We start from the raw sequence: 25,777 nt of genomic DNA on the forward strand, positions 1-25,777 counted from the left end.
CGGAGCGCGTCGCGCTGCCGGGGAGCTGCACGGCCGCACCGGCCGGATGAGGCGCCGTGCGGGTGTGTGTCGCGGGGACCGCCGCACCCCCGGTTTCCCAGGGGGCGGGACGACGGCGGTCCCCGCGGGGGACACGGTCCGGGTCAGGGCCGGTCGCGTGTCCGGGCGACGGTGGAGGTCCGGGAGCCGCTCCGTAGTCCGTGTCGCCGTATCGGGTGTCGGCGGGTTTCCCTGCCGACACCCCTCAATGTGCCGGACTCGTGTTAAGCCGGTGCTGCGTGTACGTGTCACGCTCGTACCGTTTCGGCGAAGCCCGGCACCGCGCACCGCTACGGCCTGCGGACCGTCACATACGGCCTGCGGGCCGTCACGGCTTGCCGGACGCCGCGTCCTTGGCGAGGAACGCCAGCAGGTCCTGCCTGCTGACCACACCCTTCGGCTTGCCCTCCACCAGCACGATCGCCGCGTCCGCCGCGTTCGTGCCGCCGAGCACCGCCATCAGGTCCTCGACCGGTTCACCGGAGCCGACCTGCGGCAGCGGCGGCGACATGTGCTTCTCCAGCGGGTCGGAGAGCGAGGCGCGCTGGGCGAACAGCGCGTTCAGCAGCTCCCGCTCCACCACCGAGCCGATGACCTCGGCGGCCATCACGTCCGGGTGACCCGCGCCCGGCTTCACGATCGGCATCTGCGAGACGCCGTACTCGCGCAGCACGTCGATCGCCTCGCCGACGGTCTCCTCGGGGTGCATGTGGACGAGCGTCGGGATCGGGCCGTCCTTGTGGTCGAGTACGTCCCCGACGCGTGCGGACGGACCGGTGTCCTCCAGAAAGCCGTAGTCGGCCATCCACTCGTCGTTGAAGATCTTGCTCAGATAGCCGCGGCCACTGTCGGGCAGCAGGACGACGACCACGTCGTCCGGGCCCAGTCGCTTCGCGACCTCCAGGGCGGCGACGACGGCCATGCCGCAGGAGCCGCCGACCAGCAGGCCCTCCTCCTTGGCGAGGCGGCGGGTCATCTGGAAGGAGTCCTTGTCGGACACGGCGACGATCTCGTCCGTGACCGTACGGTCGTAGGCGCTCGGCCAGAAGTCCTCGCCGACGCCCTCGACGAGGTACGGACGCCCGGAGCCACCGGAGTAGACCGAGCCCTCCGGGTCCGCGCCGACGACCGTGACCGAGCCGCCGCTGACCTCCTTCAGATAGCGGCCGGTGCCGCTGATCGTGCCGCCCGTGCCGACGCCCGCGACGAAGTGGGTGATCTTCCCGTCCGTCTGCTCCCACAGCTCCGGACCGGTGGTCTCGTAGTGGGAGCGCGGGTTGTTCGGGTTGGAGTACTGGTCGGGCTTCCAGGCTCCGGGGGTCTCGCGGACCAGCCGGTCCGAGACGTTGTAGTACGAGTCGGGGTGCTCGGGGTCAACAGCCGTCGGGCAGACGACGACCTCGGCACCGTAGGCGCGCAGCACATTGATCTTGTCCGTGGACACCTTGTCCGGGCAGACGAAGATGCACTTGTACCCCTTCTGCTGGGCGACGATCGCCAGGCCGACGCCCGTGTTGCCGCTGGTCGGTTCGACGATCGTGCCGCCGGGCTGCAGCTCGCCGCTCTGTTCGGCGGCCTCGATCATCCGCAGGGCGATGCGGTCCTTGACCGAACCGCCGGGGTTGAAGTACTCGACCTTGGCCAGGACCGTCGCCTGGATGCCGGCCGTGACACTGCGCAGCCTCACCAGCGGGGTATTGCCTACGAGGCTGATCATCGAATCGTGGTATCGCACCGTGTACTCCGGGGTCTCCGAGATGGTGCGGCAAGGGTATGCGTACGGACGCGGAATTGGGTGAAGCGATTGAGCGACGGTCACCACGGGGCAGTTAGCTGTAGGTACGGCGGTACGGCAGTACGGCAACGAGGAGGTGGACCGGACTGTGTCGAGAGCAAGGGTGGCACGGCGGATCGCGGCGGGTGCGGCCTACGGCGGCGGCAGCATCGGGCTGCTCGGCGCGGCGGCGGTGGGCGTACTGCTGGCGGAGGTCCAGCTGGCGAAACGGCACGTGGGCAGCGGTATCACACCGGTTCCGCCGAACGCGGACGGGCGGTACGGGGTGGCGTTCACCGGCCCCGCCGAGCCGTTGCGGCTGGGACTGCTGGGTGACTCGACGGCGGCCGGGCAGGGGGTGCGCCGGGCCGGACAGACACCGGGGGCGCTGCTCGCCTCGGGGCTGGCGGCGGTGTCCGAGCGGCCGGTGGATCTGCGCAATGTGGCGCAGCCGGGTGCCCGGTCGGACGACCTGGAAAGGCAGGTCTCGCTGCTGCTCGCCGATCCGTCCCATACGCCCGACGTCTGCGTGATCATGATCGGGGCGAACGATGTCACGCACCGGATGCCCGCCACCCAGTCCGTGCGCTGTCTGACCACCGCGGTGCGCAGGCTGCGCACGGCGGGCGCGGAGGTGGTGGTCGGCACGTGCCCGGATCTCGGCACGATCGAGCCGGTCTACCAGCCGCTGCGCTGGATGGCCCGGCGGGTGAGCCGGCAGCTGGCGGCGGCCCAGACGATCGGCTCGGTGGAGCAGGGCGGGCGCACGGTGTCGCTGGGCGACCTGCTGGGGCCGGAGTTCGAGGCGAATCCGCGGGAGCTGTTCGGGCCGGACAACTACCACCCGTCGGCGGAGGGGTACGCCACGGCGGCGATGGCTCTCCTGCCCACGCTCTGTGCGGTGCTGGGGCTGTGGCCGGAGACCGACCGGTTGGACGGGGCGCGGCGCGAGGACATGCTGCCGGTGGCCAAGGCGGCCTCCCAGGCGGCCAGGGAGGCCGGTACGGAGGTCACGGGGGCCCGGGCGCCCTGGGCGCTCCTCAAGCACCGCAGGCGGCGGCGCCTGCCCGCGACCACGGAGCCTCAGCAGCCCCCGAAGACGGAGCCGGCGACCCCCTCCGAACCGCACGCGGAGCCGCGCCAGGAGCCGCGCGAGGAGCCGTCCGGAGAGTCGCACGGCGAGCCGCACGGGGAGTCGCGCAACCTCCCCGCCAATTGACCGGCTGAGCGGTCGCTTAGAAAAGAGGTCGGTGTCACATGCGCTGCCCGGTGACCCAGCAGCTACGTACAGGTAACTTCCAAGTCAGCACCTGCCAGAACCCGCCTTCCAGCCCTCATGGAGCCGCGTGATGCCCGAAGCCGTGATCGTCTCTGCTGCCCGTTCCCCCATCGGCCGGGCCTTCAAGGGTTCGCTGAAGGATCTGCGTGCGGACGACCTGACCACCACGATCATCCGGACCGCGCTGGCCAAGGTTCCTGAGCTGGACCCGGAGGACATCGACGACCTGATGCTCGGCTGCGGCCTCCCCGGCGGCGAGCAGGGCAACAACCTGGGCCGCATCATCGCCGTACAGATGGGAATGGACCACCTTCCCGGCTGTACGGTCACCCGCTACTGCTCGTCCTCCCTCCAGACCAGCCGGATGGCGCTGCACGCCATCAAGGCCGGCGAGGGCGACGTCTTCATCTCGGCCGGTGTCGAGATGGTGTCCCGTTTCGTGAAGGGCAACTCCGACAGCCTGCCGGACACGCACAACCCGCTGTTCGCCGACGCCGAGGCCCGCACCGCGGCCCGCGCCGGGCAGGAGGGCGCCGACTGGCACGACCCGCGCGAGGACGGTCTCGTTCCGGACGCGTACATCGCGATGGGGCAGACCGCGGAGAACCTGGCCCGGCTCAAGGGCGTCACCCGCCAGGACATGGACGAGTTCGGCGTCCGCTCGCAGAACCTCGCCGAGGAAGCCATCAAGAACGGCTTCTGGGAGCGTGAGATCACCCCGGTCACCACCCCGGACGGCACGGTCGTCTCGAAGGACGACGGCCCGCGCGCGGGCGTCACCCTGGAGGGCGTGCAGGGCCTGAAGCCGGTCTTCCGCCCGGACGGCCTGGTCACCGCGGGCAACTGCTGCCCGCTCAACGACGGCGCCGCCGCGCTCGTGATCATGTCCGACACCAAGGCGCGCGAGCTGGGCCTGACCCCGCTGGCCCGGATCGTCTCGACCGGTGTCTGCGGCCTCTCCCCCGAGATCATGGGGTACGGACCGGTGGAGGCCAGCAAGCAGGCGCTGAAGCGGGCCGGGCTGACCATCGACGACATCGACCTGGCCGAGATCAACGAGGCGTTCGCCGCCCAGGTGATCCCCTCCTACCGCGATCTCGGCCTGCCACTGGAGAAGGTGAACGTCAACGGTGGCGCCATCGCCGTCGGCCACCCCTTCGGCATGACCGGCGCCCGGATCACCGGCACGCTGATCAACAGCCTGCAGTTCCACGACAAGCAGTTCGGTCTGGAGACCATGTGCGTGGGCGGCGGCCAGGGCATGGCGATGGTCATCGAGCGGCTGAGCTGAGCCGGAGCGGAGGGTAGGGGTTGCCTGAGGTACGAAGGCGGCACCTGCCCGCAGCGGAAGCGAAGCGAACGCGACCACAAGCTCGAGCGGCTGAGCTGAGCACCGAGGCAGCCGGCGCCGGACGCCCTGCCCGGGAGCCGGCCCGGGAACTGGCCGGTTCCGAGCCCCGACCGTGACCGAATCTCCCCCAGGATGTGACCTACGTCCTGGGGGAGAGTCATTCCCGCAGGTCACACCGGCACCAGGGTTAAACACCGGGCCCAAAGACCTGTCCAATTCGTGACGTAATGCACTGACACCAGGCACAGGTAGAGGACAAGCTGAGGTAGGAAGTCGGGAGATCGATTGAAACCGGGAGTATGTCAGTGAGCGTCACGCCTCTTGCCCTGTTGCTGACCACCGCCGCCGCCACGGCCGTGGGCGTCGCCGCTCTGTACGCTGCTCACGGGCTGCGCAAGCAGATCACGGCCCTTCGTACGGAACTGGCAGCGGCCCGCGTCCACAACACCGCCGTGCCCGCGCAGAGCCGCAACGAAGCCACCCCGGCCGACGAGATACGCGCGGCCGTCGCCGAAGCACTCGCCGAGGAACGGGAGCGCGAGCTCGCCGAGGCCCGTGCCTTCTGGGCCACCCAGGAAGCGCGCGATGCCGCCGACGCCCCGTCCCTGCTGGGCGGTCTGACCGGGATCGGCGAGGAGGCACCGTTCTTCCTGCCGCGCCAGGCCGACTTCGCGGGTCTGGAGGCGATGGACTTCGACGCCGCCGAGGCGCTCGAAGAGCTGACGGAACTGGTCGAACTGGCGGACGTGACCGAGCTGCCCGAGACGGCGGAGTTCGCCGAGGACTCCCCCGAGCTGGCCGCGGCCCGTCGCCGCCACCCTTCGCACCCCGACTTCGTACCTGTGCACACCCCGGTCGTCACCGATCACGAGCACACCCTGAACCGCCTCGAAGAGCTCGCCGACAGCCGTACGGAACTCGCCGACGTGCGTCCCGGCCCGCTCGGCACCCTCGATGTGTATGTCTTCGCCGACGGCACCACGCTCTGTATGACCCCCGGTCACCGCGAGACGGCCGAGCGCCTGGCCGAGGCGCTGCTCGCGGGTGAGCACCCGGTGCTGCTGGGCGGTTCCGGCGTCTCCGGTGCGTACGCCCTGACCTTCTCCTGCGGCAAGGAGAACGTCTACATCCTCGCCGACCGCGTCATCGCCTCGTTCTAGCCCCGCGTTCCGGCCCCCGGGGCATCCGGGCGGAGCGGCTCTCGCCGACCGCCACCGCTACGCGAACGCCCGCGCAGCCGCCTCCGTCACGAATTGCACGGCCTCGTCCAGCTCAGCCGACGGGGCCGTTTCCAGTGCCACCGCCACGTCACGCCCTGCTACGGCGAGTTGGTCGCCGATCGCGAAGATCCCGGCGTCCGGCATGATCCGCGGCTCCCGGTCCGGCGCCTCGATTCGCTGGGCGCGCAGCGCCAATTCCCTGGCCGTGGCCAGTCCTTCGGCAGCCGCTCCATGCTGCAGACGGCTCTGCGGGGCGGCGCGCAGCCGGTCGGCGAATCGGTCCACGGCGATGATCAGCGGGGTCGTATCGAGCACTCCGCGACCCTACGCGCCCTCCCGGGATGGTTGCCAACGGGCCGATGCTCGGGCACGGTGTCGGGAAGGACCAGCAACGCGCAATGCGTCGGAGGCGCCGATGTCCCAAGTCTTCTCCGAAGAAACCCATCGCAATCTGCTCTCCCGAATCCCCCGCTGCACCGGTCGTGAAGTCTCCGACTGGCTCCGCACCGTCGAGGAAGGCCCCGCTCTCCGCTTCGAGGAGAAGGTCAGCTGGCTGCGGAGCGAACACGACCTCGCCTACGGACACGCGAAGGCGCTCATTCACGAGTACGACCTCAGAAGGGCCGCGCGCAAGTTGCTCTAGGCGCACGTGAGTGAGAAGGGAAACGGAACGGCCCGCAGGCACATGTGCCTGCGGGCCGTTCCGTTTCCCGCTCCGTTCCCGGCGCGGGGCCGCGCGTCAGTCGTCGCCGCTGAGGATGGAGAGCAGACGCAGCATCTCCAGGTAGATCCAGACCAGGGTCATGGTCAGGCCGAAGGCCGCCAGCCAGGACTCCTCGCGGGGGGCGCCGTAGGCGACGCCGTCCTCGACCTGCTTGAAGTCCAGGGCCAGGAAGCATGCGCCGAGGATGATCCCGATGACGCCGAAGAGGATGCCGAGGCCGCCGCTGCGGAAGCCCAGGCCGTCGCCGCCGCCGAAGACGGCGAACAGCAGGTTGACCACCATCAGGAGCATGAAGCCCATGGCGGCGGCCATCACGAAGCCGTAGAAGCGGCGGGTGACGCGGATCCAGCGCATCTTGTACGCGAGGAGCACACCGGCGAAGACACACATGGTGCCCATCACCGCCTGCATCACGACGCCCGGCCCGATGTACGTACTGACCGCGCTGGAGATCACTCCGAGGAAGACACCCTCGAAGGCCGCGTACGACACGATCAGCGCCGGGGACGGCCTGCGCTTGAAGGACTGGACGAGCGACAGGACGAACGCCACCAGGGCGGCGCCGATCGCGATGCCGTAGGACTTGCCGAGGTTGGCCCCGTCGACCGGCAGCAGGGCCCAGGCGAGCGCGGCGCCGAGCACCACGGTGCCCAGCGTGATCGCGGTGCGCGTGACGACGTCGTCGATCGTCATCGCACCGGAGCGCGCCGGTGCCTGCGGAACGCCGTACTGGGTGTCCTGCTGGGCGTAGGGGTTGGTGGCGTACGGGTTGGCGGCGGTGCCCTGCGCGTACGGGTTGGCGCCCGCTGCGGGGGCCCCGGCCTGCGGCGCCGCATTGAAGCCCGCGTATCCGTTGTCGCGGCTGAAGCCCCGTCGCGAGAAGACCGGGTTGCTGCTCCTCATCTCACTCCTCCATGGCCACCCTGCGCGGCCTTCCCATAAGAGTAATGGGTAGGCAAAAGAATCAGACTAGTGCTTGGGGAGGATCTTTGGGGAACCGGCGAACGGGTGACCGCCCTCCCCTGCCGACGGCCACCCTCTCAGGGCCTGTCCGGGTCGGTGGCGCGCAGGTCGGCCAGCAGTTCGGCCTGGCCGGCCAGGACCCCGGACAGAATGGTCCTGGCGACCTTGAGAAGCTCCGCCACCTGCGCATTGGCCAGGGAGTAGTACACGCCGGAGCCCTCCCGGCGCGCGACGACCAGATTCGCCCGCCGCAACACGGCCAGCTGCTGCGAGAGGTGCGCGGGCTCGACGCCGGTCTCGGGCAGCATCTCGGAGACCGCGCGCTCCCGCTCGCTGAGCAGTTCCAGCACCCGGATGCGCACGGGGTGCCCGAGCGTCTTGAAGAACTCCGCCTTCAGTTGGTACAGGGGCGCGCTCACTGAACCGGCCTCTTGCCCTCTGCCCCGGCCGTCCGGCCGGGGCGTCGCAGCTGCGCGTGTGCCGTGCATCGCGTCCCCCCAAAACTCTTCGCCATGGGGCCATCCTCGCGCGTTCGCTCAAACGTACTGACCTCGTTAATTGCCGAGATTAGCAATCCGTGACATCGGGAGCGGTGCCGCTCAGGCCTTCTTGAGGAACTCGGCCCGCTTCCTACAGCGGGACGGTGATCCAGATGCTCTTGCCGCGGCCGTCCGCGTCCTTGCGCACGACCGTGGTGCCGCCCAGCCCCAGGGTGAGTTCGGCGACCGTCGCCAGGCCGCCGCCCGCGCCGGTGGCCGGTCCGTGCAGGGCCGGCTCGTACGGGTGGCGGTCGTGGACGCCGAACGCGAAGGTGTCCCGGCCCGCCGCGTAGAACACGGTCACGGTCGGGGACAGCACAGCGGCGTGCCGGACGCTGTTGGTGACCAGTTCACTGAGGATCAGCAACACCGGATCGACGCTGGGGTGGCGCAGGCTGACGCCCCATTCGACCAGTACCTGCTCGGTCGTCTCGCGCGCGGTCCTGACGGCGGCGCCCATGGCGGGCAGGGTCAGGACGTGGCGCAGTGGCAGCGCCTCGTGCCGGCCGGTCATGGGGCTTCGTCGGCGGCGGTCATCGGGAAGCCTCCCCGGGCGTGACGGTGACGGGGCCGACGGCATCGGGCGTCCAGCGACGGGCGCACCACGCCTGCGGTCACTTGCGGACACAGCAAACACATAATGTAGCGAATTGCAGAAATTTGCAATTCACAGAATGCGAGCAGCGCTGCTGATGACGGTTCGTCCATACGGGTCCCCACGGGATCGGCCCCTGCGCCGCGACGACCTCGGCCGGCCGGCAGGGCCGCCGTACGGCACTCTGCCCGATCGGCCGCCATGCGCGCGGTGGTGCCCGGAACCGGACTCGAACCGGTACGCCCCCGAGGGGCAGCGAGGTTTAAGCTCGCCGTGTCTGCATTCCACCATCCGGGCCTGGCGCGCGGCTCCGCGTTGGCACATGACCCTATCCGGGGACTTCCTCCGATCAGCGGATCAGTGGCGCGATGTTGTCTTATTTTATTGACCGTTTGAGGGGTCGTCAGCACTCGCGAGGGGGCATCGTCACATGCCTGGGCGGGGTAGCGGGTGCGGCGGCCGGCAATCCGGATTGACGTAAAGTCGCCGCACCCGGACGGCGCATTCACCTGGCGCATTCGCCAGTCGTGCGCCAGTGAGCGCCATGGGCGCGCCACCCGGTCGGGCGAACGCCCTCAGGGTCGGTGTCATACCGGAGGAGGACGCAAGGGCCCCTCGGTGCGACTCAAGACGGCCCCGGGAACGGGCATGGGGGCTGACGAACCGCGGCGGTACAGCGGTGACGATAGAGAGGTTCCCAGGCAACCGGGCCCCACCGGTCGCGCCGAAACGCACCCCGGACGAAGCCTCGGCCGGAGCCCCGAATCAGGAGATTCCCGTGACCACCACTTCCACCGCACACCGCGTCACCACGGTGGCTGCCCGCGCCACGGATCTGTCGAAGGTCTACGGAGAGGGCGAGACCAGGGTCACGGCCCTGGACCGGGTCTCCGTGGACTTCCCGCAGGGCGAGTTCACCGCGATCATGGGCCCGTCCGGCTCCGGCAAGTCCACGCTGATGCACTGCGTGGCCGGCCTCGACAGCTTCAGCAGCGGATCGGTGCGGATCGGTGAGACGGAGCTGGGCTCCCTCAAGGACAAGCAGCTCACCCAGCTCCGCCGGGACAAGATCGGCTTCATCTTCCAGGCGTTCAACCTGCTGCCGACTCTGACGGCGCTGGAGAACATCACGCTCCCCATGGACATCGCGGGCCGCAAGCCCGACGCCGAGTGGGTGCGCCGGGTCATCGACATGGTGGGCCTCTCCGACCGGCTGACACACCGGCCGACCGAACTCTCCGGCGGCCAGCAGCAACGCGTCGCGGTGGCCCGCGCCCTGGCCTCGCAGCCGGAGATCATCTTCGGTGACGAGCCGACCGGGAACCTGGACTCCCGCTCCGGCGCCGAGGTCCTCGGCTTCCTGCGCAACTCGGTGCGCGAGCTGGGGCAGACCGTGGTGATGGTGACCCACGACCCGGCGGCTGCCTCCTACGCGGACCGAGTCGTCTTCCTCGCGGACGGCCGGATCGTCGACCAGATGATGCACCCCACCGCGGACGGGGTCCTCGACCGGATGAAGGCGTTCGACGCCAAGGGCCGCACCAGCTGAAGCCCGCCCTGCCCCGCGCCCTCCTCCGGAACCCCTCCCCATCCCAGGACTGACAGACATGTTCCGTACCGCCCTGCGCAATGTGCTCGCGCACAAGGCCAGGCTGCTGATGACCGTGCTCGCCGTGATGCTCGGCGTGGCCTTCGTATCCGGCACCCTGGTCTTCACCGACACCCTCGGCAACGCCTTCCGCAACCAGTCGGCGAAGAGCTACGACAACGTCGCCGTCGCCGTCACCACCCGGGCCGACCAGCGCGACGCCAAGACGCCCGGCATCACCGCCGCCACCCTGAAGAAGATCCAGGGCCTGGACGGTGTGGACTCCGCCACCGGCCGGGTCTCCGGCTTCGCCGGGGTCGCCGACCCCGACGGCAAGCTGATCGGCAACGGCTGGTCGAACACCGGAGGGAACTACTCCCCCGGCAGTAACGGCAAGGACTCCGCTTACACCTTGGTCGACGGCAAGGGCCCGGACGCGGCCGACCGGATCGCGCTCGACCAGGAGACCGCGAAGAAGGGCGAGTACCACGTCGGTGACCGGGTCCGGGTCGCCACGAACGGGCCGGTGAAGGAGTACACCCTCGCCGGCGTCTTCACCACCGAGGACGGCGCGGTCAACGCGGGCGGCAGCCTGGTCCTCTTCGACACCCCGGTCGCCCAGCAGCTGTACCTCAGGTCCGGCGAGTTCAGGGACGTCAACATCGCCGCCGCGGCCGGTGCCTCCGCCGAGAAGCTGCTGGCCGGCGTGGAGCCGCTGCTGCCCAAGGACGCCGAGGCCAAGACCGGCAAGGCCCTCGCCGACGAGCAGGCCAAGCAGATCGAGAGCGGTCTGAGCAGCCTCAACACCATGCTGCTCGCCTTCGCAGCCATCGCGCTCTTCGTCGGCGTCTTCCTGATCACCAACACCTTCACCATGCTGGTGGCCCAGCGCACCAAGGAACTGGCACTGATGCGTGCCGTCGGTGCCTCCCGCCGCCAGGTCAAGCGCTCCGTGCTCCTGGAAGCGGCGGTGGTCGGCGCGATCGCTTCGGTCATCGGATTCGTGCTCGGCCTCGGACTCGCCACCGGCCTGCGCTCCGTGATGAGTCAGTTCGGCGGGAAGATCCCGGCCGGACCACTGATCGTCTCGCCCACCGCGGTCGCCGCAGCGTTCGGCGTCGGCGTACTGATCACCGTGCTGGCCGCCTGGCTGCCCGCCCGCCGAGCCGCGAAGATCCCGCCGGTGGCCGCGATGAACAGCGTGCACGCAACGGCGACGGTCAAGTCCCTGGTGCTGCGCAACTCGATCGGCGGGGTGCTCACCCTGCTCGGCGCCGCGGGCATCGTGGCGGGTGCGGCGGCCGGTTCGGACGGCCGGACGCTCATCGGGATCGGTGCGTTCTTCGCGCTGGTCGGCGTCATCGTGCTGATCCCGCTGCTGTCGCGGCCGGTCATCGCGCTGGTCCGCCCGCTGCTGAAGCGGCTGTTCGGGGTCTCCGGCAAGCTGGCCGCGCAGAACGCGGTCCGTAACCCGCGACGTACCGGAGCCACCGCCTCCGCGCTGGCGATCGGCCTCACCCTGGTCACCGGCATCTCCGTGCTCGGCGTCACCCTCGGCCAGGCGATCGACCGGATGACGACGGACAACATCAAGGCCGACTACCTGGTGTCGATGGCGAGCGGCAATTCGCTCGACGAGTCGGCGCTCAAGGCCCTGGAGAAGGCCGACGGAGTCTCGGCCGTCTCACCCCGGCAGGACGCCTGGATGAAGTTCGGCAACCAGGAAATCGGTGCCAACGGGGTCGCCCCCGGCGACGTGGCAAAGCTCTTCGCCATCAAGACGGTCTCCGGCTCGGTCGACTCGCTCGGTGACGGCAAGATCGCCGTGTCCGAGGACACCGCGAAGTCGCACCACTGGAAGACCGGTGACACGGTCCCGGTCGTCTACGACGACGGCAAGAAGGCGAACCTGAAGGTCGGCGCGGTCTACGAGGACAACGAGTTCCTCTCCCGGATCCTGATCCCGAAGAACCTCCTGGACCCGCACGTCACCCACGCCGACATCCTCGAGGTCTGGCTGAAGATGGACGGCGGCGAGTCCGCGGCCAACGAGAAGGCCCTGGTCAAGGCGCTGGGCGACAACCCGGCGATAAGCATCATGGACCGTCAGGACATCCGGGACACGTTCGGCGGCTTCATCAACACCGCCCTGAACATCATGTACGGACTGCTCGCGATGGCCCTGATCATCGCGGTGCTCGGGGTCGTCAACACCCTGGCCATGTCGGTCTTCGAACGCCAGCAGGAGATCGGCATGCTGCGGGCGATCGGCCTGGACCGGCGCAGGGTGAAGCGCATGATCCGGCTGGAGGCCGTGGTCATCTCGCTCTTCGGCGCGGTGATCGGTGTCGGGCTCGGTACGTTCCTCGGCTGGGCGATCGGGCAGACCCTGAAGTCCGACATCCCGGGCTACGCCCTGGTCATTCCGTGGGACCGGATCGGACTCTTCCTGGTGCTCGCCGCGCTGGTGGGTGTGCTGGCCTCGCTCTGGCCGGCCCGCAGCGCCGCGAAGCTGAACATGCTGACGGCGATCAAGACCGAGTAGCGGCGTCCCGGCGAGCCGGGACGGTACGGCCGGGGGCCGGTACGCGCAGTGCGGAGCTGCGCGTACCGGCCCCCGCTCCGTCCCGGTGTCAGCCGGTCGCCGACGCCGTCCAGTCGCGGGCCCGCAGCGGCATGCGGGCGGCCCCGCCCTGCGCCGGGCGCACCACGAGGATCTGGTTGACGCCGATCTTGTTGTGCTCGAAGGACAGGGCGGAGGCGGCCATGTAGAGGCGCCAGACCCTGGCCCGTCCGGGCGAGGTCATCCGGACGGCTCGCTCCCAGTGCTTCTCCAGGTTGGTGACCCAGCTGCGCAGGGTCAGTGCGTAGTGTTCGCGGATCGACTCGACGTCACGGGCCTCGAAGCCGGCTTCTTCGAGGGTGGTCACGGTCCGTCCCACCGGGGCCAGTTCGCCGTCCGGGAAGACGTAGGCGTCGATGAACTCGTCCACGTGGTACGCGGACTCGTTCTTCTCGGGGCGGCGGGCGATCTGGTGGTTGAGCAGCCGGCCGCCGGGCTTGAGGAGTGCGTAGAGGTCGTCTGCGTACTCGCGGAAGCTGACCGAGCCGACGTGTTCCGCCATGCCGATGGACGAGATGGCGTCGTACGGGCCGTCCCTGACGTCCCGGTAGTCCTGGACCCGGATCTCGATCCGGTCGGTCAGGCCCTCTGCCGCGATGCGCTTCCTGGCGTAGGCGGCCTGTTCGGCGGAGAGGGTCACTCCGGTGACCCGGGCGCCGTATTCGCGGGCCGCGTGGAGGGCCATGGAGCCCCAGCCGCAGCCGACGTCGAGAAGCCGGTCGCCCTCCTTCAGTGCGAGCTTGCGGCAGACCAGGTCGAGCTTGTCGCGCTGGGCGTCCTCGAGGTTTCCGTCGTCCTCCCAGTAGGCGCAGGAGTAGACCATGGAGGGGCCGAGGACCAGTTCGTAGAAGTCATTGCCCACGTCGTAGTGGTGACTGATGGCCTCCTTGTCGCGCCGCTTGGTGTGGAGGGCGCCGGTGCGGCGCCGTACCTCCTCGGGCGGCGGGGGCGGCGGGAGCCAGGGGCCGCCGAGCTGCAACAGCCCTTTGGCGAAGGCCCGCACCTTCGGGTCGCGGACCGGGTGGACGCTGTCCTTGGCCTCCACGCCGCGGTCCCAGATCAGCGAGGCCATCAGATCCAGGGCCTCGTACAGATCGCCTTCGATATCGAGTTCGCCCGCCACCCAGGCGCGGGCCAGGCCCAGTTCACCCGGCTTCCAGAGCAGCCTGCGCAGCGCGCGGCGGTTCCGGATGACGAGGACGGGGGCACCGGGCGGTCCTGATTCGCTGCCGTCCCAGGCCCGGATACGGACCGGCAGCTTCTCTCCCAGCAACTCCTCGGCGAGAGCGGTCAGCCGCAATGCGGCGTCTGCCATGGCGCACACCTCCATGATGGTGTTCCCAATGTGCCCAAACATGCCCAAACATGCCTGCAACCACGCCGAGTACGCACGACGCCACGGCGAGGTACATCCCCGTCAACAGCCTGCGGAGCACGCGCCATCCCACTACAGCGCAACGGAAAGGCAAAATGCCTGTACGGCACACTTATCCGTGGGCGCATCTCGGCCGGGCGCGTGGCTACGCCGAAGGGGCCGCCCGCACCACGGCCGGGGTGCGTGGTTACGCCGAAGGGGCCGCCCGCACCACGGATGGCGGACGGCCCCTTCGGGCGTTGTGCACGTACTGCGCGGGCGAGTGGACCCGCGGGCGGGCTAGGAGGCCTTGGCCTTCTCGCCCACGGCCTTGGCGGCGGCCGGTGCCGGGGCCGGCTTGGCGGCCTCGTAGAACTCCTCGCGCGGCGTCTCCATGGCACCGAGCGAGACGACCTCGCGCTTGAGGAACATACCGAGAGTCCAGTCGGCGAAGATCCGGATCTTGCGGTTCCAGGTCGGCATCGCCATGCCGTGGTAGCCACGGTGCATGTACCAGGCGAGACGTCCCTTGAGCTTGATCTTCATCTTGCCCATGACGATCATCGCGACGCCCTTGTGCAGCCCCAGACCGGCGACCGCACCCTTGTTGGCGTGGCTGTACTCCTTCTGCGGGAAGCCCCGCATCCCGGAGATCACGTTGTCACCGAGGACCTTGGCCTGACGCAGCGCGTGCTGGGCGTTCGGCGGGCACCAGGCGTTCGGGTTGCCGGCCCGGCGGCCGACCATGTCCGGGACCTGGGCGTTGTCGCCCGCGGCCCAGATGTAGTCGGTGCCCTGCACCTGGAGCTTCTCGGAGGTGTCCACGTGACCGCGCGGACCGAGCGGCAGACCGAAGCGGGCCAGCGCCGGGTTCGGCTTCACACCGGCCGTCCACACGATCGTGTTGGAGTCGACCTCGAGGCCGTTCTTCAGCACGACATGACCGTCGACGCAGGAGTCCATGGAGGTCGAGAGGAAGACCTCGACACCGCGGGACTCCAGGTGCTCCCGGCCCCAGGTGCCCAGCTTCGGGCCGACCTCGGGAAGGATCTTGTCGGCGGCGTCGACGAGGATGAAGCGCATGTCCTCGCGCTTCACGTTCGTGTAGTACTTCGCCGCGTCGCGGGCCATGTCCTCGACCTCGCCGATGGTCTCCGCACCGGCGAACCCGCCGCCCACGAAGACGAACGTCAACGCCCTGCGGCGGACGTCCTCATCGGTCGTCGAGTCGGCCTTGTCCAGCTGCTCGAGGACGTGGTTGCGCAGGCCGATGGCCTCCTCGATGCCCTTCATGCCGATGCCCTGCTCGGCGAGGCCGGGGATCGGGAAGGTACGGGAGACCGCGCCCATCGCGATGACCAGGTAGTCGAAGGGCAGCTCGTAGGCCTCGCCGACGAGCGGCGCGACCGTGGCGACCTTGCGGTCCTGATCGATGGTCGTGACACGGCCGGTGAGAACCTCGGCCTTCGGCAGTACGCGTCGCAGCGGGACGACGACATGCCGAGGCGAGATGCTGCCGGCGGCGGCTTCCGGGAGGAAGGGCTGGTAGGTCATGTACGACCGGGGGTCGACGACCGTGACGGTCGCCTCGCCGAAGCGCATCTTCTTCAGAATGCGCCGAGCTGCGTACAGGCCTACGTACCCACCGCCTACTACGAGGATCCTGGGACGCTCCGTGGTGCTCATGCCATCGAGTATCCACCCCCCTCGGGGGGCGGGCTCGTGAGCCCCTTCACAAGGTATCCCCCACCCTCTGCTACACTTCGCCGCCCACGTGACCGAGGTCATGATCCCCGAGGGGAACCACGGCGCGGCGGCGAACGTTACTCACCGCCTGTGAGCTGGTCCTTGAGCCTCCGGACCGGGCGAACCAGCACCCCGATCCACCCGCCGGCAACGCGCCCGGAACATTCTTGTATCGGCACGGAACGACCCCGCGAGCGGCCCTGGATGCCCGTACGGACCAGAACTGCCCTCCGCGGGGCCGAATTCCTTGTGAAGAAGTTCACGAACTTCGTCGCGACGTGTCTCGCGGAGCGCCCCTCGGGTGGCCCACACCAGCTCGAAGGTGCAGGCCGGAATGCGTATGAGCGCCGTTTCGGCACCCTGCGGAAGGCCGGTGCGCACCGCCGCTCACGGTCGCCGCGGAGGCGGGCCCTACGCGACCGACCAGCCGATTCCGTCGAGGATGTCGTGCTCGCTGACGACGACTTCCCGGGCCCCGGTCCGCTTCATCACGGCGAGCAGGATCAGCGCCCCGGAGGTGATCACGTCGACCCGCCCCGGATGCATGGCGCCGATCGCGGCACGCTCGGCGTGGGTGGAGGCGAGGAGCCGTCCGGTGATCTCCTGGACCTGTTCGATGGTGATCCGGGAGTGGTGGATCGCCTCGGAGTCGTACGCGTCCAGCCCCAGGGCGATCGCGGCGACCGTGGTGACCGTCCCGGCGAGGCCGACGAGGGTGGCGGCCCCGGTCAGCGGGACGCTCTCCTCGGCGAGGTCGAGGGCCACGTCGATGTCGGCGCGGATCGCGGCGATCTCATCGGGGGTCGGCGGATCGCTCACGACGCCGTCGTGCACGAGGTGCCGCTCGGTCATCCGGACGCACCCTATGTCCACGGAGCGCGCGGCCCGCACATGGTCGTCGCCGACGACGAACTCGGTGGAGCCGCCGCCGATGTCCACGACGAGATACGGCTTCTCGAAGTGGTCGCGGCCCGCGAGCTCCTTGGTGGCGCCGATGAAGGAGAACTCCGCCTCCTCGTCACCGCTGATCACCTCGGGCTCGACGCCCAGAATGTCCAGCACACCGCGGACGAACTCGTCCCTGTTCTCCGCGTCGCGGGAGGCGGAGGTGGCGACGAAGCGGATCTTCCGCGCGCCGTGCTCCTTGATCGCCTCCGCGTACTGGCGGCAGGCGGCGAAGGTCCGCTCCAGGGCCTCGGGCGCGAGCCGGCCGGTGCGGTCGACGCCCTGCCCGAGGCGGACGATCTCCATCCGCCGGTCGAGCTCGACGAGCTCACCGGTGGACGGGTCCGCGTCTGCGACGAGCAGACGGATGGAGTTGGTACCGCAGTCGATGGCGGCCACGCGGGTCATGGGTGCTCCTAGAAATTCAAGCCCCTCCGGCGATCGAGGAGCGGGGGTCCGGGGGCGGAGCCCCCATTCAAGCCCCTCCGGCGATCGAGGAGCGGGAGTCCGGGGGCAGAGCCCCAAATCAAGCCCCCCGGCGATCGAGGAGCGGGAGTCCGGGGGCAGAGCCCCAAATCAAGCCCCCCGGCGATCGAGGAACGGGAGTCCGGGGGCAGAGCCCCAAATCAAGCCCCCCGGCGATCGAGGAACGGGAGTCCGGGGGCAGAGCCCCCGGTGGGAACGGTCAGCCCTCGTCCGGCGCGCCGCACGGCGAAACGCACGGCCCCTTGCGCCACCACTCCGGCAGCATCGCGATCGCCTCGTCGCCCAGCGGGTTCACCCCGGGCCCCGCGGCCAGCGAGTGCCCGACCAGCACGTGCAGGCACTTCACCCGGTCCGGCATGCCCCCCGCGCTCGGAAAGCCCTCCAGCACCTCGATGGCGTCGCGCCGGGCGATGTAGTCCTCGTGCGCGGCCCGGTACGCGGCGGCCAGCTCGGGGTCCGTACCGAGGCGCTCGGTCATCTCCTTCATGACGCCGTTCGCCTCCAGCGTGCCGATCGCGGACGCGGCGCGCGGGCACGTCAGGTAATACGTCGTCGGGAACGGCGTACCGTCCTCCAGCCGGGGCTGCGTCTCGACCACGTCCGGGTTGCCGCACGGGCAGCGGTGCGCGATCGCGCGCAGCCCGCGCGGCGGGCGGCCCAGCTGCTGCTGGAACGCGGCGATGTCCGCCTCGGTGGGCGCGGTGGGCTCGGTCTGCGGAGGGGGGGTTTCCATGCCTGCCTAGGTTCTGATCGGGCTGCTCGAACTGCGGTTCTGCAGAGGGATGAAGGAGGGACGAAGAGAGTCAGTCGCGGTCGGCGCTGTCGACGCCGTCCCAGAGGTTGGAGTGCCACGGCTGGTCGGAATCGTCCGTCGTGCCGTTGCGCTCCTTGACCGCGTCGGGGTCGATCACCGTATAACCGGTCTCCCCGGGAAGAAGGTAGTGCAGGTGCTTGCGGGCCAGCTGCCTGACGTACGCGTCGTCCTGGAGGCGCGCCTTCTCGTCGCGCAGCTCCTCGGTGCGGTCGCGGGCCTCCTGCGCCAGGCGCTCCTGGTCGGCGATCTCGTCCCGCTGCGAGACGTACTGCCGCATCGGGTACGCGAGCGCCACCACCAGGGAGCAGACGACGAGGGCGAGGAAGGCCGCCCGGCCGGTGAGCCGGGAGCGGTGGGCCTGACGGCGGTTCTGCGACCGGTAGACACGGGCGGCGGTCTGCTCGCCGAGCAGCCGCAGCCGGGTCGCGGTGGAGAACCGGTCCCGGTCCTTCGCGGCCATGTCTCCGCCTCCCCATTACGCACGTCCGTCCCCGCACACGGTACGGGACCGAGTGCGGGGACGGACGGAAGCCGGGTGCTTCGGCCCGCGACGGGCCGGTGCTCAGCCCTTGGGCCGGTGCTCAGCCCTTGCTGTGCTTATCGGTTCGCAGAGCGCTGTGCTCATTGGTTCGCAGAGCGCTGTGCCTATTAGTTCGCAGAGCGAAACCGGGGGAACGCGGAGCGGCCCGCGTACACCGCGGCGTCGTCGAGGATCTCCTCGATGCGCAGCAGCTGGTTGTACTTGGCGACGCGGTCCGAGCGGGCCGGGGCGCCGGTCTTGATCTGGCCGCAGTTCACCGCGACGGCGAGGTCCGCGATGGTGACGTCCTCGGTCTCGCCCGAGCGGTGGGACATCATGCACTTGAAGCCGTTGCGCTGGGCGAGCTCGACGGCGTCCAGGGTCTCGGTCAGCGAACCGATCTGGTTGACCTTGACGAGCAGGGCGTTGGCGGAGCCCTCCTCGATGCCGCGGGCCAGGCGCTCCGGGTTGGTGACGAAGAGGTCGTCGCCGACGATCTGCACCTTGGCGCCGAGCCTGTCGGTGATGACCTTCCAGCCGGCCCAGTCGTCCTCGTACAGCGGGTCCTCGATGGAGACCAGCGGGTACGCGGCGACGAGCTCCTCGTAGTACTCCGTCATCTCGGCGGCCGAGCGGGACTTGCCCTCGAACTCGTACGTGCCGTCCTTGTAGAACTCGGACGCGGCGACGTCGAGCGCGAGCGCGATGTCCTTGCCCGGGACGTAGCCGGCTTCCTTGATGGCCTCGACGATGAGGTCGAGGGCGGCGCGGTTCGACTCCAGGTTCGGCGCGAAGCCGCCCTCGTCACCGAGACCGGTCGAAAGTCCCTTGGTCTTCAGGACCTTCTTCAGCGTGTGGTAGACCTCGGCACCCCAGCGCAGGGCCTCGGAGAAGGACTCCGCGCCGATCGGGGCGATCATGAACTCCTGGATGTCCACGTTGGAGTCGGCGTGCGACCCACCGTTGAGGATGTTCATCATCGGAACGGGCAGCAGGTGCGCGTTCGGGCCGCCGAGGTAGCGGAAGAGCGGCAGGTCCGAGGCCTCGGAGGCGGCGTGGGCGACGGCCAGCGAGACGCCGAGGATGGCGTTGGCGCCGAGCGAGCCCTTGTTCTCGGTGGCGTCCAGGTCGAACATCGCCTGGTCGATCAGCCGCTGCTCGGTCGCGTCGTAACCGACGAGCTCCGGGCCGATCTGCTCGATCACGGCGAGGACGGCCTTCTCCACGCCCTTGCCGTGGTAGCGGTTGGGGTCACCGTCGCGAAGCTCAATGGCCTCGAACGCACCGGTGGAGGCGCCGGACGGCACGGCAGCACGGCCCGTGCTGCCGTCGTCGAGGCCAACCTCGACCTCGACCGTGGGGTTCCCCCGGGAGTCGAGGATTTCCCGGGCTACGACGACGTCGATGGACGGCACGAGGCATCTCCTTCTGGGATATGACACTGGTTGTGCAGGGTCACTTTGGCCTTGCGACAAGAGCCTAACCGGCCCGGCCCGCTCAGTCGGACGACCGCCCGACCCCTGGGACGAAAAAGGGCCCAAGGGTGCGCACCACCGGACAAACCGTCAGAATTTTACTGGTCAGTAACCACAACAGTTGAACGATCACACAGAGGTGAAGCGCCGCGCAGAGGTGGAACTTCACGCAGAGGTAGCGCGTCACGCAGAGGTGGCGCGCGACACAGGAAACCCCGGCCCGGCGCGTACGGGGGAATGCGCGCCGGGCCGGGGTGCTCGGGGAGGAGAGGGCCTGGACTACTTGGTCAGGTGCAGCTGCTGACCCGGGTAGATCAGGTCCGCGTCCTTGACGATGTCCTTGTTCAGCTCGAACAACCGCTGCCAGCCACCCTTGACCTGGTGGTCGGCGGCGATCCTGCTCAGGGAATCGCCGGAGACGACCTCGTACTCGCCGTCACCCTTCTTGACCTTCTGGCCGGTCGGGGTGGTGACGGTCTTCTTGGACTCGGCCTGCGGGGCGGCGGAGCGGTCCGAGCGGGTGGCGGCGGGGACCTCGGTGCGCTCGGCCTTCTTCGGCTGCGCCTGCTGCGTCGGCGCGGCCGGGGCGCTCTGCTGCTTGGTGGCGCCGGAGTTCGAGGAGGAGCCGGTGTCGACGCCCGGGTCGACACCGTCGTTGCTCAGGTTGCCGGCACCGGCGCAGCCCCAGGCGCCCGGACCCTGCATGGCGAGGAGCTTCTCGGCGGTGGCGATCTGCTGGGCCTTGGTGGCCAGGTCGGCACGGGGGGCGTACTGCGTACCGCCGGCGGCGGCCCAGCTGGACTGCGAGAACTGCAGACCGCCGTAGTAGCCGTTACCGGTGTTGATGGACCAGTTGCCACCCGACTCGCACCGGGCGACGGCGTCCCAGGTGGCGACGGAGGCGGCGGAGGCGCCGGTCGCACCCATCAGCGGAACGGCGACGGCGGCACCGGCGACACCGGCGAGCGTGGCGACACGGACGGCCTTGGACGGGCGGCGGTGCTTGCCCTTGCTGGAAAACAGCATGGAACTTCTCCTCACCGACGCCTACGAGGTGAGCTGTCGGGTTCGGGCCAAGTGAGTTGCCCGGTCGCACGTCCTAGCACGCGACTTCACCCCAAGCCGGTCCTGATGCGTCTTTCGACGATCGGGCCCGGCGCTTACCTGGGTCCCCCGCTCCTGCCTACGGCGCTTTACGCGTCTGTTCCCTTCGACCGACGGCAGGATTCGGCGTGACGGTCGACGGGGCCCGCGGTGCGAGCGGTTCCGACCGTAAACATACGCAACCCCCACTTTCAAAGGAGGACACATCGGACAATCAGCCCTTACTTGCATGTGAGGAACCGTCGTTTTCGCAGGTGGGAGGCGATACGGCAGGACTCCGTGGGCGCGACACGCCAGTTGACGCAAAGAGACCCATGTCTCACTTACGCATAAGCGGACATAGGCCTCTGAACTACCCCGGTTTTTGGGGCTCTTTTAGCCGATTTTCAGACCGCCCTCACTCGGCCTTCACGCCGAGATCGAGACTCCGGCCAGGGAGGATGAGGTCCGGGTCGGAACCGACGGCGCTCTTGTTGGCCTCGTAGAGCGCGGGCCAGCCACCAGGAACCTTCTGTGCGTCAGCAATCGCCCAGAGGTTGTCGCCGGGGCGGACGGTGTACGTGCCGTCGGCGGCCGACGCGCCCGCATCGCGTGCGTCACCGTCGCCGCGGGAGGCGTGGCGGCCCGACTCGCGGTCGAGGCCGCTGTCCGCGCCCCGACTCCCCTCGGGGGCCGGTGCGCCGCGGTGCTTGCCACCCGTACGGCCGGAGGAATCGGATGAATCCCGCGCATCGGACACTTCGGGCGCGTCGGAGGACGCGGCGGCCGACTCGGTGGCCGAAGGCTGCGCGGAGGTTCCGGCCTTGTCCTTCTTGTCCTTCTTGCCCTTCGAACCGTCTACGCCGTCCGAGGCGCTGTCCGGCGGTGTGGCGTCATCGGACGCGGCCGCCGACGTGCCGTCAGCCGGCTCCGTGCTCCGCGTCGGCTCGGGGGAGGGTGCGACCCCCGGATCGACGCCCGGCAGCACCCCGTCCTCCGCAAGGCCGGAGATGACCGCACAGCTGGGCCAGGCCCGCGGGCCCCGGTCCTCCAGGACCTTCTCGGCCACGGCTATCTGCTGCGCGCGGCTGGCGAGGTCGGCGCGCTCGGCGTACGACTCGCCGCCGTACGCCTTCCAGGTCTCCTGCGAGAACTGCAGGCCGCCGTAGAAGCCGTTGCCGAGGTCGGCGCTCCACATGCCGCCGCTCTCGCACTCGGCCACCCGGTCCCAGGTCGTGGCTTCGGCCGCGTGCGCGCCGGCCGCGCCGAGCAGCGGGATGGCGATGGCCGATCCGGTCACGCCCGCGGCGACGACGATGGCGGGTGCCTGACGAGGGCGACGGTGTCTGCCGTTCGCGGAGCCCATGGGGATGCCTTCCGTGTGACTGACGAGTGACTGGTGAGTCGAACGGTGAACCTAGCGGGACTCGAACGCGCGTCACAAGTCGATGCAGCGCAGATCACGTGAAAGTCACAGACTTGACAGAGTGTCACCTTGCGTGGAGGCGGACCCCGGTGCGAACTCCACGGGCAGCGTGCGCAGCCCACGCATGATGAGCCCGCCACGCCACCGCAAATCGGCAGGTTCCACCGCAAGCCGCAGGTCAGGAAGGCGCCTCAGAAGCGTGGCGAGCGCGGTCTGCCCCTCCAGCCGGGCGAGCGGTGCTCCCAGGCAGTAGTGGATGCCGTGCCCGTATCCGAGGTGCTGATTGTCACTCCGTGCGAGGTCGAGCGTGTCGGGGTCCTCGAAGCGTTCCGGGTCGCGGTCGGCGGCGGCGAGCACGACGAGTACGGGGTCGCCGGCCGCGATCTCCTGTCCGCCGAGCGTCAGCGGCTCGGTGGCGAACCGCCAGGTCGCCAGCTCCACCGGACCGTCGTATCGCAGCAGTTCCTCGATCCCGGTCTCCAGCAGCCGGCTCTCCCCCGCGTCGAGGGAGAGTTGCAGCCGCTCGCGCTGTGCGGGGTTGCGCAGCAGGGCGTACACCCCGTTGCCGATGAGATTGACCGTTGTCTCGAATCCGGCGAAGAGGAGGATGAAGGCCATGGCCGCGGCCTCGTTCTCGGTGAGGTGCTCGCCGTGGTCACTGGCCCGGATCAGCCCCGAGATCAGATCGTCCCCCGGGTTCTCCCTTTTACGGTGGATCAGTTCGGCGAGATAGCCGCGCATCTTCTTCACCGACCTGGCCACCCCGCCGCGCGGGCCGCCGCCGTGCCGGATCATCATGCCCGCCCAGTCCCGGAAGTCGTCCTGGTCCTCGGGCGGGACACCGAGCAGATCGCAGATCGCGTAGATGGGGAGCGGGAACGCGAAGTCGTGGATGAGGTCCGCCTTCCCTTCCGCGATGAAGCGGTCGATGAGGCGGTCCGTCAGTTCCTGCACGCGCGGGGCGAACTCGGCGACCCGGCGCGGAGTGAACGCCTTGGAGACGAGGCGGCGCAGCCGGGTGTGGTCGGGCGGGTCGATGTTCAGCAGATGCGTCATCAGCTCCGCCTTGCGCTCGCCCGGGATGCCCGTCTTCCCCTTGGCGTGCGCCGGCTCGGCGTGGTGCGCCGGGTTCTTGGAGAGCCGGGTGTCGGCGAGGGCCTGCCGGGCATCCGCGTACCGGGTCACGAGCCAGGCCTCGACGCCGCTGGGCAGCGCGGTACGGTGCACGGGGCTGTGCTCGCGCAGCCAGGCGTAGGCCGGGTACGGGTCGGTGGCGAACTCCCACGTGAAGAGTTCGGGTGCGTCGGCGGGGCGGGCGGCGGGCTGACCGGCGGGGCAGGCGGCGAGGCCGTCCGTCGGCTGATCGGCCGGACGGTCGTCGCGGTCGTCCGCGGGCTGACCGGCGGGGCGGGCGGCGGGGCTGTGGTTCACCCCCCGACGTTATCCGTTGCCCTCCGCCGCCCGGATGGCGTCCCGGTAGGCGCGGCCCGCGGCTCGCAGTGCGGCCTCGGGGTCGATGCCGTCGCGTTCGGCGCGTACGGCGAGGGCGAGGAGCTCGTAACCGATGCCGTCGCCCGTGGGGAGCGCCACGTCGAGCCCCGCGGTGCGGACCCGGCCGGCCAGTTTCGCCGCCAGGGCCAGCCCGGGCTGGCCGAGCGGCACGCCGTCGGTGACCGAGTCGCGCTGCTTCTCGACGGCCTTGGTCCGCAGCCAGTGCGCGTGGACGTCCTCCGGGGTCTCGGCGGTCTCGTCGCCGAAGACGTGCGGGTGGCGGTGGATCAGCTTCTCGACGAGGGTCGCGGCCACGTCGTCGACGGAGAACGGTTCCTCTTCATCCTCCTCCGCGATCCGCGCGTGGAAGACGACCTGGAGCAGTACGTCCCCGAGCTCCTCGCGCAGCTCGTCGCGGTCGCCGTCCTCGATCGCCTCGACGAGTTCGTACGCCTCCTCGATGGCGTACTTGGCGAGGCCCTTGTGGGTCTTCTGCGAGGTCCAGGGGCATTCGAGCCGGATCCGGTCCATGACCTGGACCAGATCGAGGAGCCTGGCACCCGGCAGATCGTACGAACCGGGCAGCAGCTCCAGGTCCGGCATCTGCACCCGCCCCGAACCGGCCAGCCGCGCGAGCCCGTCGGTCAGCGGCTGATTGCCTTCGCCGCCCGTGAGGACGACGACGCTCCGGCCGCCCGCGCAGGCGTCGACGAGTTCCTGCGCGGAGGGCGCGGACTGCTCGACGGCGACGCCCGCCTCGCGCAGATACGGCAGCTGCGGATTGCCCTGCTCGGCGCAGAGCACCCGGTCGGCGCCGTGCAGCGCCTGCCAGGCGGGCCAGGACAGGAGCCCGGGCGCGACGCGGTGACTGGCGGTGAGCAGGACGATGCGGCCGGGATCTTCAGCGTTCACCGTTCGAATCTACTCCGGTCGGTCCGGTGGCCGTTTCCCCGGTCTTCTAGGCGCCGGACTCGGCGCCCGCCCCGGCGGGCTTGGTGACCTGCTTGATCCAGGGGGCCTTGTAGTTGGCGAGCTGGGTCTGCTTGTCGTCCCAGGCGCCGTAGCGCGGATTGACGTCGACCTTCAGTTCTTTCGACGCCTTGCTGAGCGCGTCGCCGACGGCCTTCTGCCCCTCGGGCTGCTGCAGGTCGGCGCCGAGCGCCTGGGCCAGCTTCGTCAGCTGGACCTGCTCGCGCAGGACGGCATCGATCTGGTCGGGGGCCACCCAGCTCTGCTGGAGCATCGCCGTCCGCAGCTGTGCCTCTCCCCCGGACTGGGCGGCCGCCGCCTTCCGCATCTGCTGGATCTCGTTACGGTTGACGGTCACGCCCGCGTCCCGCGCGGCCCGGTCCAGGACCCGGTCGAAGATCATGCCGTGCAGCTTGGCCCGGCTGAGCTGCCCGGACTTGTCGATGAGCTGCGAGGCGCCCTTCGAGTCGCGCTGGGCCTCCCGTACCGCCGCCACCTGGCCCTGCAGCGTGGACACCTCGATCCGGTCCCCGCCGACGAGGGCCGCGGCGCCCGGGTGGGCCTGGCTGCCGCAGGCGGTCAGGAGTGGGGCTCCGGCCAGCAGGGCGGCGGAGACGGTGAGCGCGGTGCGACGGCGGCGGTGCAAAGGAACCTCCCGGGGAGAGTTTGTGCATCAGTGCACAAGACCTTGCGGTGATCGATGTTAGGCAGTGGATGTGGTTGAGGCCACTGGTTCGACCAACGATTCGGAAGGAGTTGGGGTTGTGGGAGCC

General features: G+C 69.7%; 22 protein-coding genes, 1 tRNA gene and 1 riboswitch. Of the genes, 6 read left to right on the plus strand and 17 right to left on the minus strand.

Features of this window, described 5'->3' with window-relative positions; translation table 11 throughout:
• Nucleotides 1-367: 367 nt before the first annotated feature.
• A complete protein-coding gene (locus tag ACFVV1_RS06455) occupies nucleotides 368-1,774 on the minus strand; it encodes a cystathionine beta-synthase (protein WP_389985375.1) in 1,407 nt (468 codons plus the stop codon).
• Between the two features lie 163 nt (nucleotides 1,775-1,937).
• On the opposite strand from ACFVV1_RS06455, the gene ACFVV1_RS06460 reads away from it, so the two are divergent.
• The 3 genes from ACFVV1_RS06460 to ACFVV1_RS06470 all read left to right on the plus strand — a co-directional run bounded on the left by ACFVV1_RS06460 (nucleotide 1,938) and on the right by ACFVV1_RS06470 (nucleotide 5,603).
• The gene (locus ACFVV1_RS06460; protein ID WP_389986338.1) at nucleotides 1,938-3,032 is read left to right on the plus strand and encodes a GDSL-type esterase/lipase family protein; all 1,095 of its coding nucleotides are present in this window, start codon (nucleotides 1,938-1,940) and stop codon (nucleotides 3,030-3,032) included.
• A 130-nt stretch (nucleotides 3,033-3,162) separates the two neighbouring features.
• On the plus strand, nucleotides 3,163-4,383 hold the full coding sequence (locus ACFVV1_RS06465; protein ID WP_389985378.1) for an acetyl-CoA C-acetyltransferase: 1,221 nt from the start codon (nucleotides 3,163-3,165) through the stop codon (nucleotides 4,381-4,383).
• Between the two features lie 389 nt (nucleotides 4,384-4,772).
• Entirely contained in the window at nucleotides 4,773-5,603 is an 831-nt protein-coding gene (locus tag ACFVV1_RS06470) for a hypothetical protein (RefSeq protein ID WP_389986341.1), read from the plus strand.
• A 57-nt stretch (nucleotides 5,604-5,660) separates the two neighbouring features.
• Here the strand turns inward: ACFVV1_RS06470 and ACFVV1_RS06475 are convergent, their stop codons facing one another.
• On the minus strand, nucleotides 5,661-5,978 hold the full coding sequence (locus ACFVV1_RS06475) for a hypothetical protein (protein ID WP_389985381.1): 318 nt from the start codon (nucleotides 5,976-5,978) through the stop codon (nucleotides 5,661-5,663).
• Nucleotides 5,979-6,078: 100 nt separating this feature from the next.
• Here ACFVV1_RS06475 and ACFVV1_RS06480 point away from each other — a divergent pair, with 100 nt between their 5' ends.
• On the plus strand, nucleotides 6,079-6,306 hold the full coding sequence (locus ACFVV1_RS06480) for a DUF4287 domain-containing protein (RefSeq protein ID WP_266361054.1): 228 nt from the start codon (nucleotides 6,079-6,081) through the stop codon (nucleotides 6,304-6,306).
• A gap of 96 nt (nucleotides 6,307-6,402) precedes the next feature.
• Here the strand turns inward: ACFVV1_RS06480 and ACFVV1_RS06485 are convergent, their stop codons facing one another.
• From ACFVV1_RS06485 to ACFVV1_RS06500, 4 genes are all read right to left on the minus strand, one after another.
• Entirely contained in the window at nucleotides 6,403-7,290 is an 888-nt protein-coding gene (locus ACFVV1_RS06485) for a Bax inhibitor-1/YccA family protein (protein WP_389985384.1), read from the minus strand.
• 137 nt (nucleotides 7,291-7,427) lie between these two features.
• The gene (locus tag ACFVV1_RS06490) at nucleotides 7,428-7,769 is read right to left on the minus strand and encodes an ArsR/SmtB family transcription factor (RefSeq protein WP_389985387.1); all 342 of its coding nucleotides are present in this window, start codon (nucleotides 7,767-7,769) and stop codon (nucleotides 7,428-7,430) included.
• Nucleotides 7,770-7,980: 211 nt separating this feature from the next.
• Nucleotides 7,981-8,403, minus strand: a complete 423-nt coding sequence (locus tag ACFVV1_RS06495; protein WP_389985390.1) for an ATP-binding protein — start codon at nucleotides 8,401-8,403, stop codon at nucleotides 7,981-7,983.
• 292 nt (nucleotides 8,404-8,695) lie between these two features.
• Nucleotides 8,696-8,781: transfer RNA gene (locus ACFVV1_RS06500), tRNA-Leu, on the minus strand.
• A 481-nt stretch (nucleotides 8,782-9,262) separates the two neighbouring features.
• On the opposite strand from ACFVV1_RS06500, the gene ACFVV1_RS06505 reads away from it, so the two are divergent.
• Nucleotides 9,263-10,033, plus strand: a complete 771-nt coding sequence (locus tag ACFVV1_RS06505; RefSeq protein WP_389985393.1) for an ABC transporter ATP-binding protein — start codon at nucleotides 9,263-9,265, stop codon at nucleotides 10,031-10,033.
• A gap of 58 nt (nucleotides 10,034-10,091) precedes the next feature.
• Nucleotides 10,092-12,617: an ABC transporter permease gene (locus ACFVV1_RS06510; protein WP_389985397.1), complete on the plus strand. Its 2,526-nt coding sequence runs from the start codon at nucleotides 10,092-10,094 to the stop codon at nucleotides 12,615-12,617.
• 88 nt (nucleotides 12,618-12,705) lie between these two features.
• Here ACFVV1_RS06510 and ACFVV1_RS06515 read toward each other — a convergent pair whose 3' ends face one another.
• The 11 genes from ACFVV1_RS06515 to ACFVV1_RS06565 form a co-directional block, all read right to left on the minus strand.
• The gene (locus ACFVV1_RS06515) at nucleotides 12,706-14,010 is read right to left on the minus strand and encodes a class I SAM-dependent methyltransferase (protein WP_389985400.1); all 1,305 of its coding nucleotides are present in this window, start codon (nucleotides 14,008-14,010) and stop codon (nucleotides 12,706-12,708) included.
• A 339-nt stretch (nucleotides 14,011-14,349) separates the two neighbouring features.
• Nucleotides 14,350-15,735 (minus strand): NAD(P)/FAD-dependent oxidoreductase, encoded by a 1,386-nt coding sequence (locus ACFVV1_RS06520; protein WP_389985403.1) that lies wholly within the window; start codon nucleotides 15,733-15,735, stop codon nucleotides 14,350-14,352.
• A 471-nt stretch (nucleotides 15,736-16,206) separates the two neighbouring features.
• On the minus strand, nucleotides 16,207-17,148 hold the full coding sequence (locus ACFVV1_RS06525) for an exopolyphosphatase (RefSeq protein ID WP_389985406.1): 942 nt from the start codon (nucleotides 17,146-17,148) through the stop codon (nucleotides 16,207-16,209).
• Between the two features lie 277 nt (nucleotides 17,149-17,425).
• Entirely contained in the window at nucleotides 17,426-17,959 is a 534-nt protein-coding gene (locus ACFVV1_RS06530) for a DUF501 domain-containing protein (protein WP_072488302.1), read from the minus strand.
• Nucleotides 17,960-18,029: 70 nt separating this feature from the next.
• The gene (locus ACFVV1_RS06535) at nucleotides 18,030-18,500 is read right to left on the minus strand and encodes a septum formation initiator family protein (RefSeq protein WP_389985410.1); all 471 of its coding nucleotides are present in this window, start codon (nucleotides 18,498-18,500) and stop codon (nucleotides 18,030-18,032) included.
• Nucleotides 18,501-18,688: 188 nt separating this feature from the next.
• Entirely contained in the window at nucleotides 18,689-19,975 is a 1,287-nt protein-coding gene (gene eno / locus ACFVV1_RS06540) for a phosphopyruvate hydratase (protein ID WP_389985413.1), read from the minus strand.
• A 339-nt stretch (nucleotides 19,976-20,314) separates the two neighbouring features.
• A complete protein-coding gene (locus tag ACFVV1_RS06545) occupies nucleotides 20,315-21,061 on the minus strand; it encodes a transglycosylase family protein (RefSeq protein WP_389985415.1) in 747 nt (248 codons plus the stop codon).
• 3 nt (nucleotides 21,062-21,064) lie between these two features.
• Nucleotides 21,065-21,236: riboswitch (cyclic di-AMP (ydaO/yuaA leader) on the minus strand.
• Between the two features lie 300 nt (nucleotides 21,237-21,536).
• The gene (locus ACFVV1_RS06550) at nucleotides 21,537-22,484 is read right to left on the minus strand and encodes a transglycosylase family protein (RefSeq protein ID WP_389985417.1); all 948 of its coding nucleotides are present in this window, start codon (nucleotides 22,482-22,484) and stop codon (nucleotides 21,537-21,539) included.
• A gap of 105 nt (nucleotides 22,485-22,589) precedes the next feature.
• Nucleotides 22,590-23,975 (minus strand): cytochrome P450, encoded by a 1,386-nt coding sequence (locus ACFVV1_RS06555; protein WP_389985420.1) that lies wholly within the window; start codon nucleotides 23,973-23,975, stop codon nucleotides 22,590-22,592.
• 9 nt (nucleotides 23,976-23,984) lie between these two features.
• Nucleotides 23,985-24,947 carry a nucleoside triphosphate pyrophosphohydrolase gene (locus ACFVV1_RS06560; protein WP_389985423.1) on the minus strand — a complete coding sequence of 321 codons (963 nt, stop codon included), beginning with the start codon at nucleotides 24,945-24,947 and terminating at the stop codon, nucleotides 23,985-23,987.
• A gap of 46 nt (nucleotides 24,948-24,993) precedes the next feature.
• On the minus strand, nucleotides 24,994-25,650 hold the full coding sequence (locus ACFVV1_RS06565) for a SurA N-terminal domain-containing protein (protein WP_389985426.1): 657 nt from the start codon (nucleotides 25,648-25,650) through the stop codon (nucleotides 24,994-24,996).
• Between the last annotated feature and the right edge of the window lie 127 nt (nucleotides 25,651-25,777).

Origin of the sequence: Streptomyces sp. NPDC058092 (genome assembly GCF_042884935.1) — a bacterium.
GTDB lineage: Bacteria > Actinomycetota > Actinomycetes > Streptomycetales > Streptomycetaceae > Streptomyces.

What these genes read in the sequence shown, in the direction of transcription:
- ACFVV1_RS06465 (WP_389985378.1), top strand. Translation starts at nt 3,163, where the DNA reads ATGCCCGAAGCCGTGATCGTCTCTGCTGCCCGTTCCCCCATCGGCCGG.
- ACFVV1_RS06480 (WP_266361054.1), top strand. Translation starts at nt 6,079, where the DNA reads ATGTCCCAAGTCTTCTCCGAAGAAACCCATCGCAATCTGCTCTCCCGA.
- ACFVV1_RS06485 (WP_389985384.1), bottom strand. Translation starts at nt 7,290, where the DNA reads ATGAGGAGCAGCAACCCGGTCTTCTCGCGACGGGGCTTCAGCCGCGAC.
- ACFVV1_RS06495 (WP_389985390.1), bottom strand. Translation starts at nt 8,403, where the DNA reads ATGACCGGCCGGCACGAGGCGCTGCCACTGCGCCACGTCCTGACCCTG.
- ACFVV1_RS06510 (WP_389985397.1), top strand. Translation starts at nt 10,092, where the DNA reads ATGTTCCGTACCGCCCTGCGCAATGTGCTCGCGCACAAGGCCAGGCTG.
- ACFVV1_RS06515 (WP_389985400.1), bottom strand. Translation starts at nt 14,010, where the DNA reads ATGGCAGACGCCGCATTGCGGCTGACCGCTCTCGCCGAGGAGTTGCTG.
- ACFVV1_RS06520 (WP_389985403.1), bottom strand. Translation starts at nt 15,735, where the DNA reads ATGAGCACCACGGAGCGTCCCAGGATCCTCGTAGTAGGCGGTGGGTAC.
- ACFVV1_RS06525 (WP_389985406.1), bottom strand. Translation starts at nt 17,148, where the DNA reads ATGACCCGCGTGGCCGCCATCGACTGCGGTACCAACTCCATCCGTCTG.
- ACFVV1_RS06530 (WP_072488302.1), bottom strand. Translation starts at nt 17,959, where the DNA reads ATGGAAACCCCCCCTCCGCAGACCGAGCCCACCGCGCCCACCGAGGCG.
- ACFVV1_RS06535 (WP_389985410.1), bottom strand. Translation starts at nt 18,500, where the DNA reads ATGGCCGCGAAGGACCGGGACCGGTTCTCCACCGCGACCCGGCTGCGG.
- ACFVV1_RS06545 (WP_389985415.1), bottom strand. Translation starts at nt 21,061, where the DNA reads ATGCTGTTTTCCAGCAAGGGCAAGCACCGCCGCCCGTCCAAGGCCGTC.
- ACFVV1_RS06550 (WP_389985417.1), bottom strand. Translation starts at nt 22,484, where the DNA reads ATGGGCTCCGCGAACGGCAGACACCGTCGCCCTCGTCAGGCACCCGCC.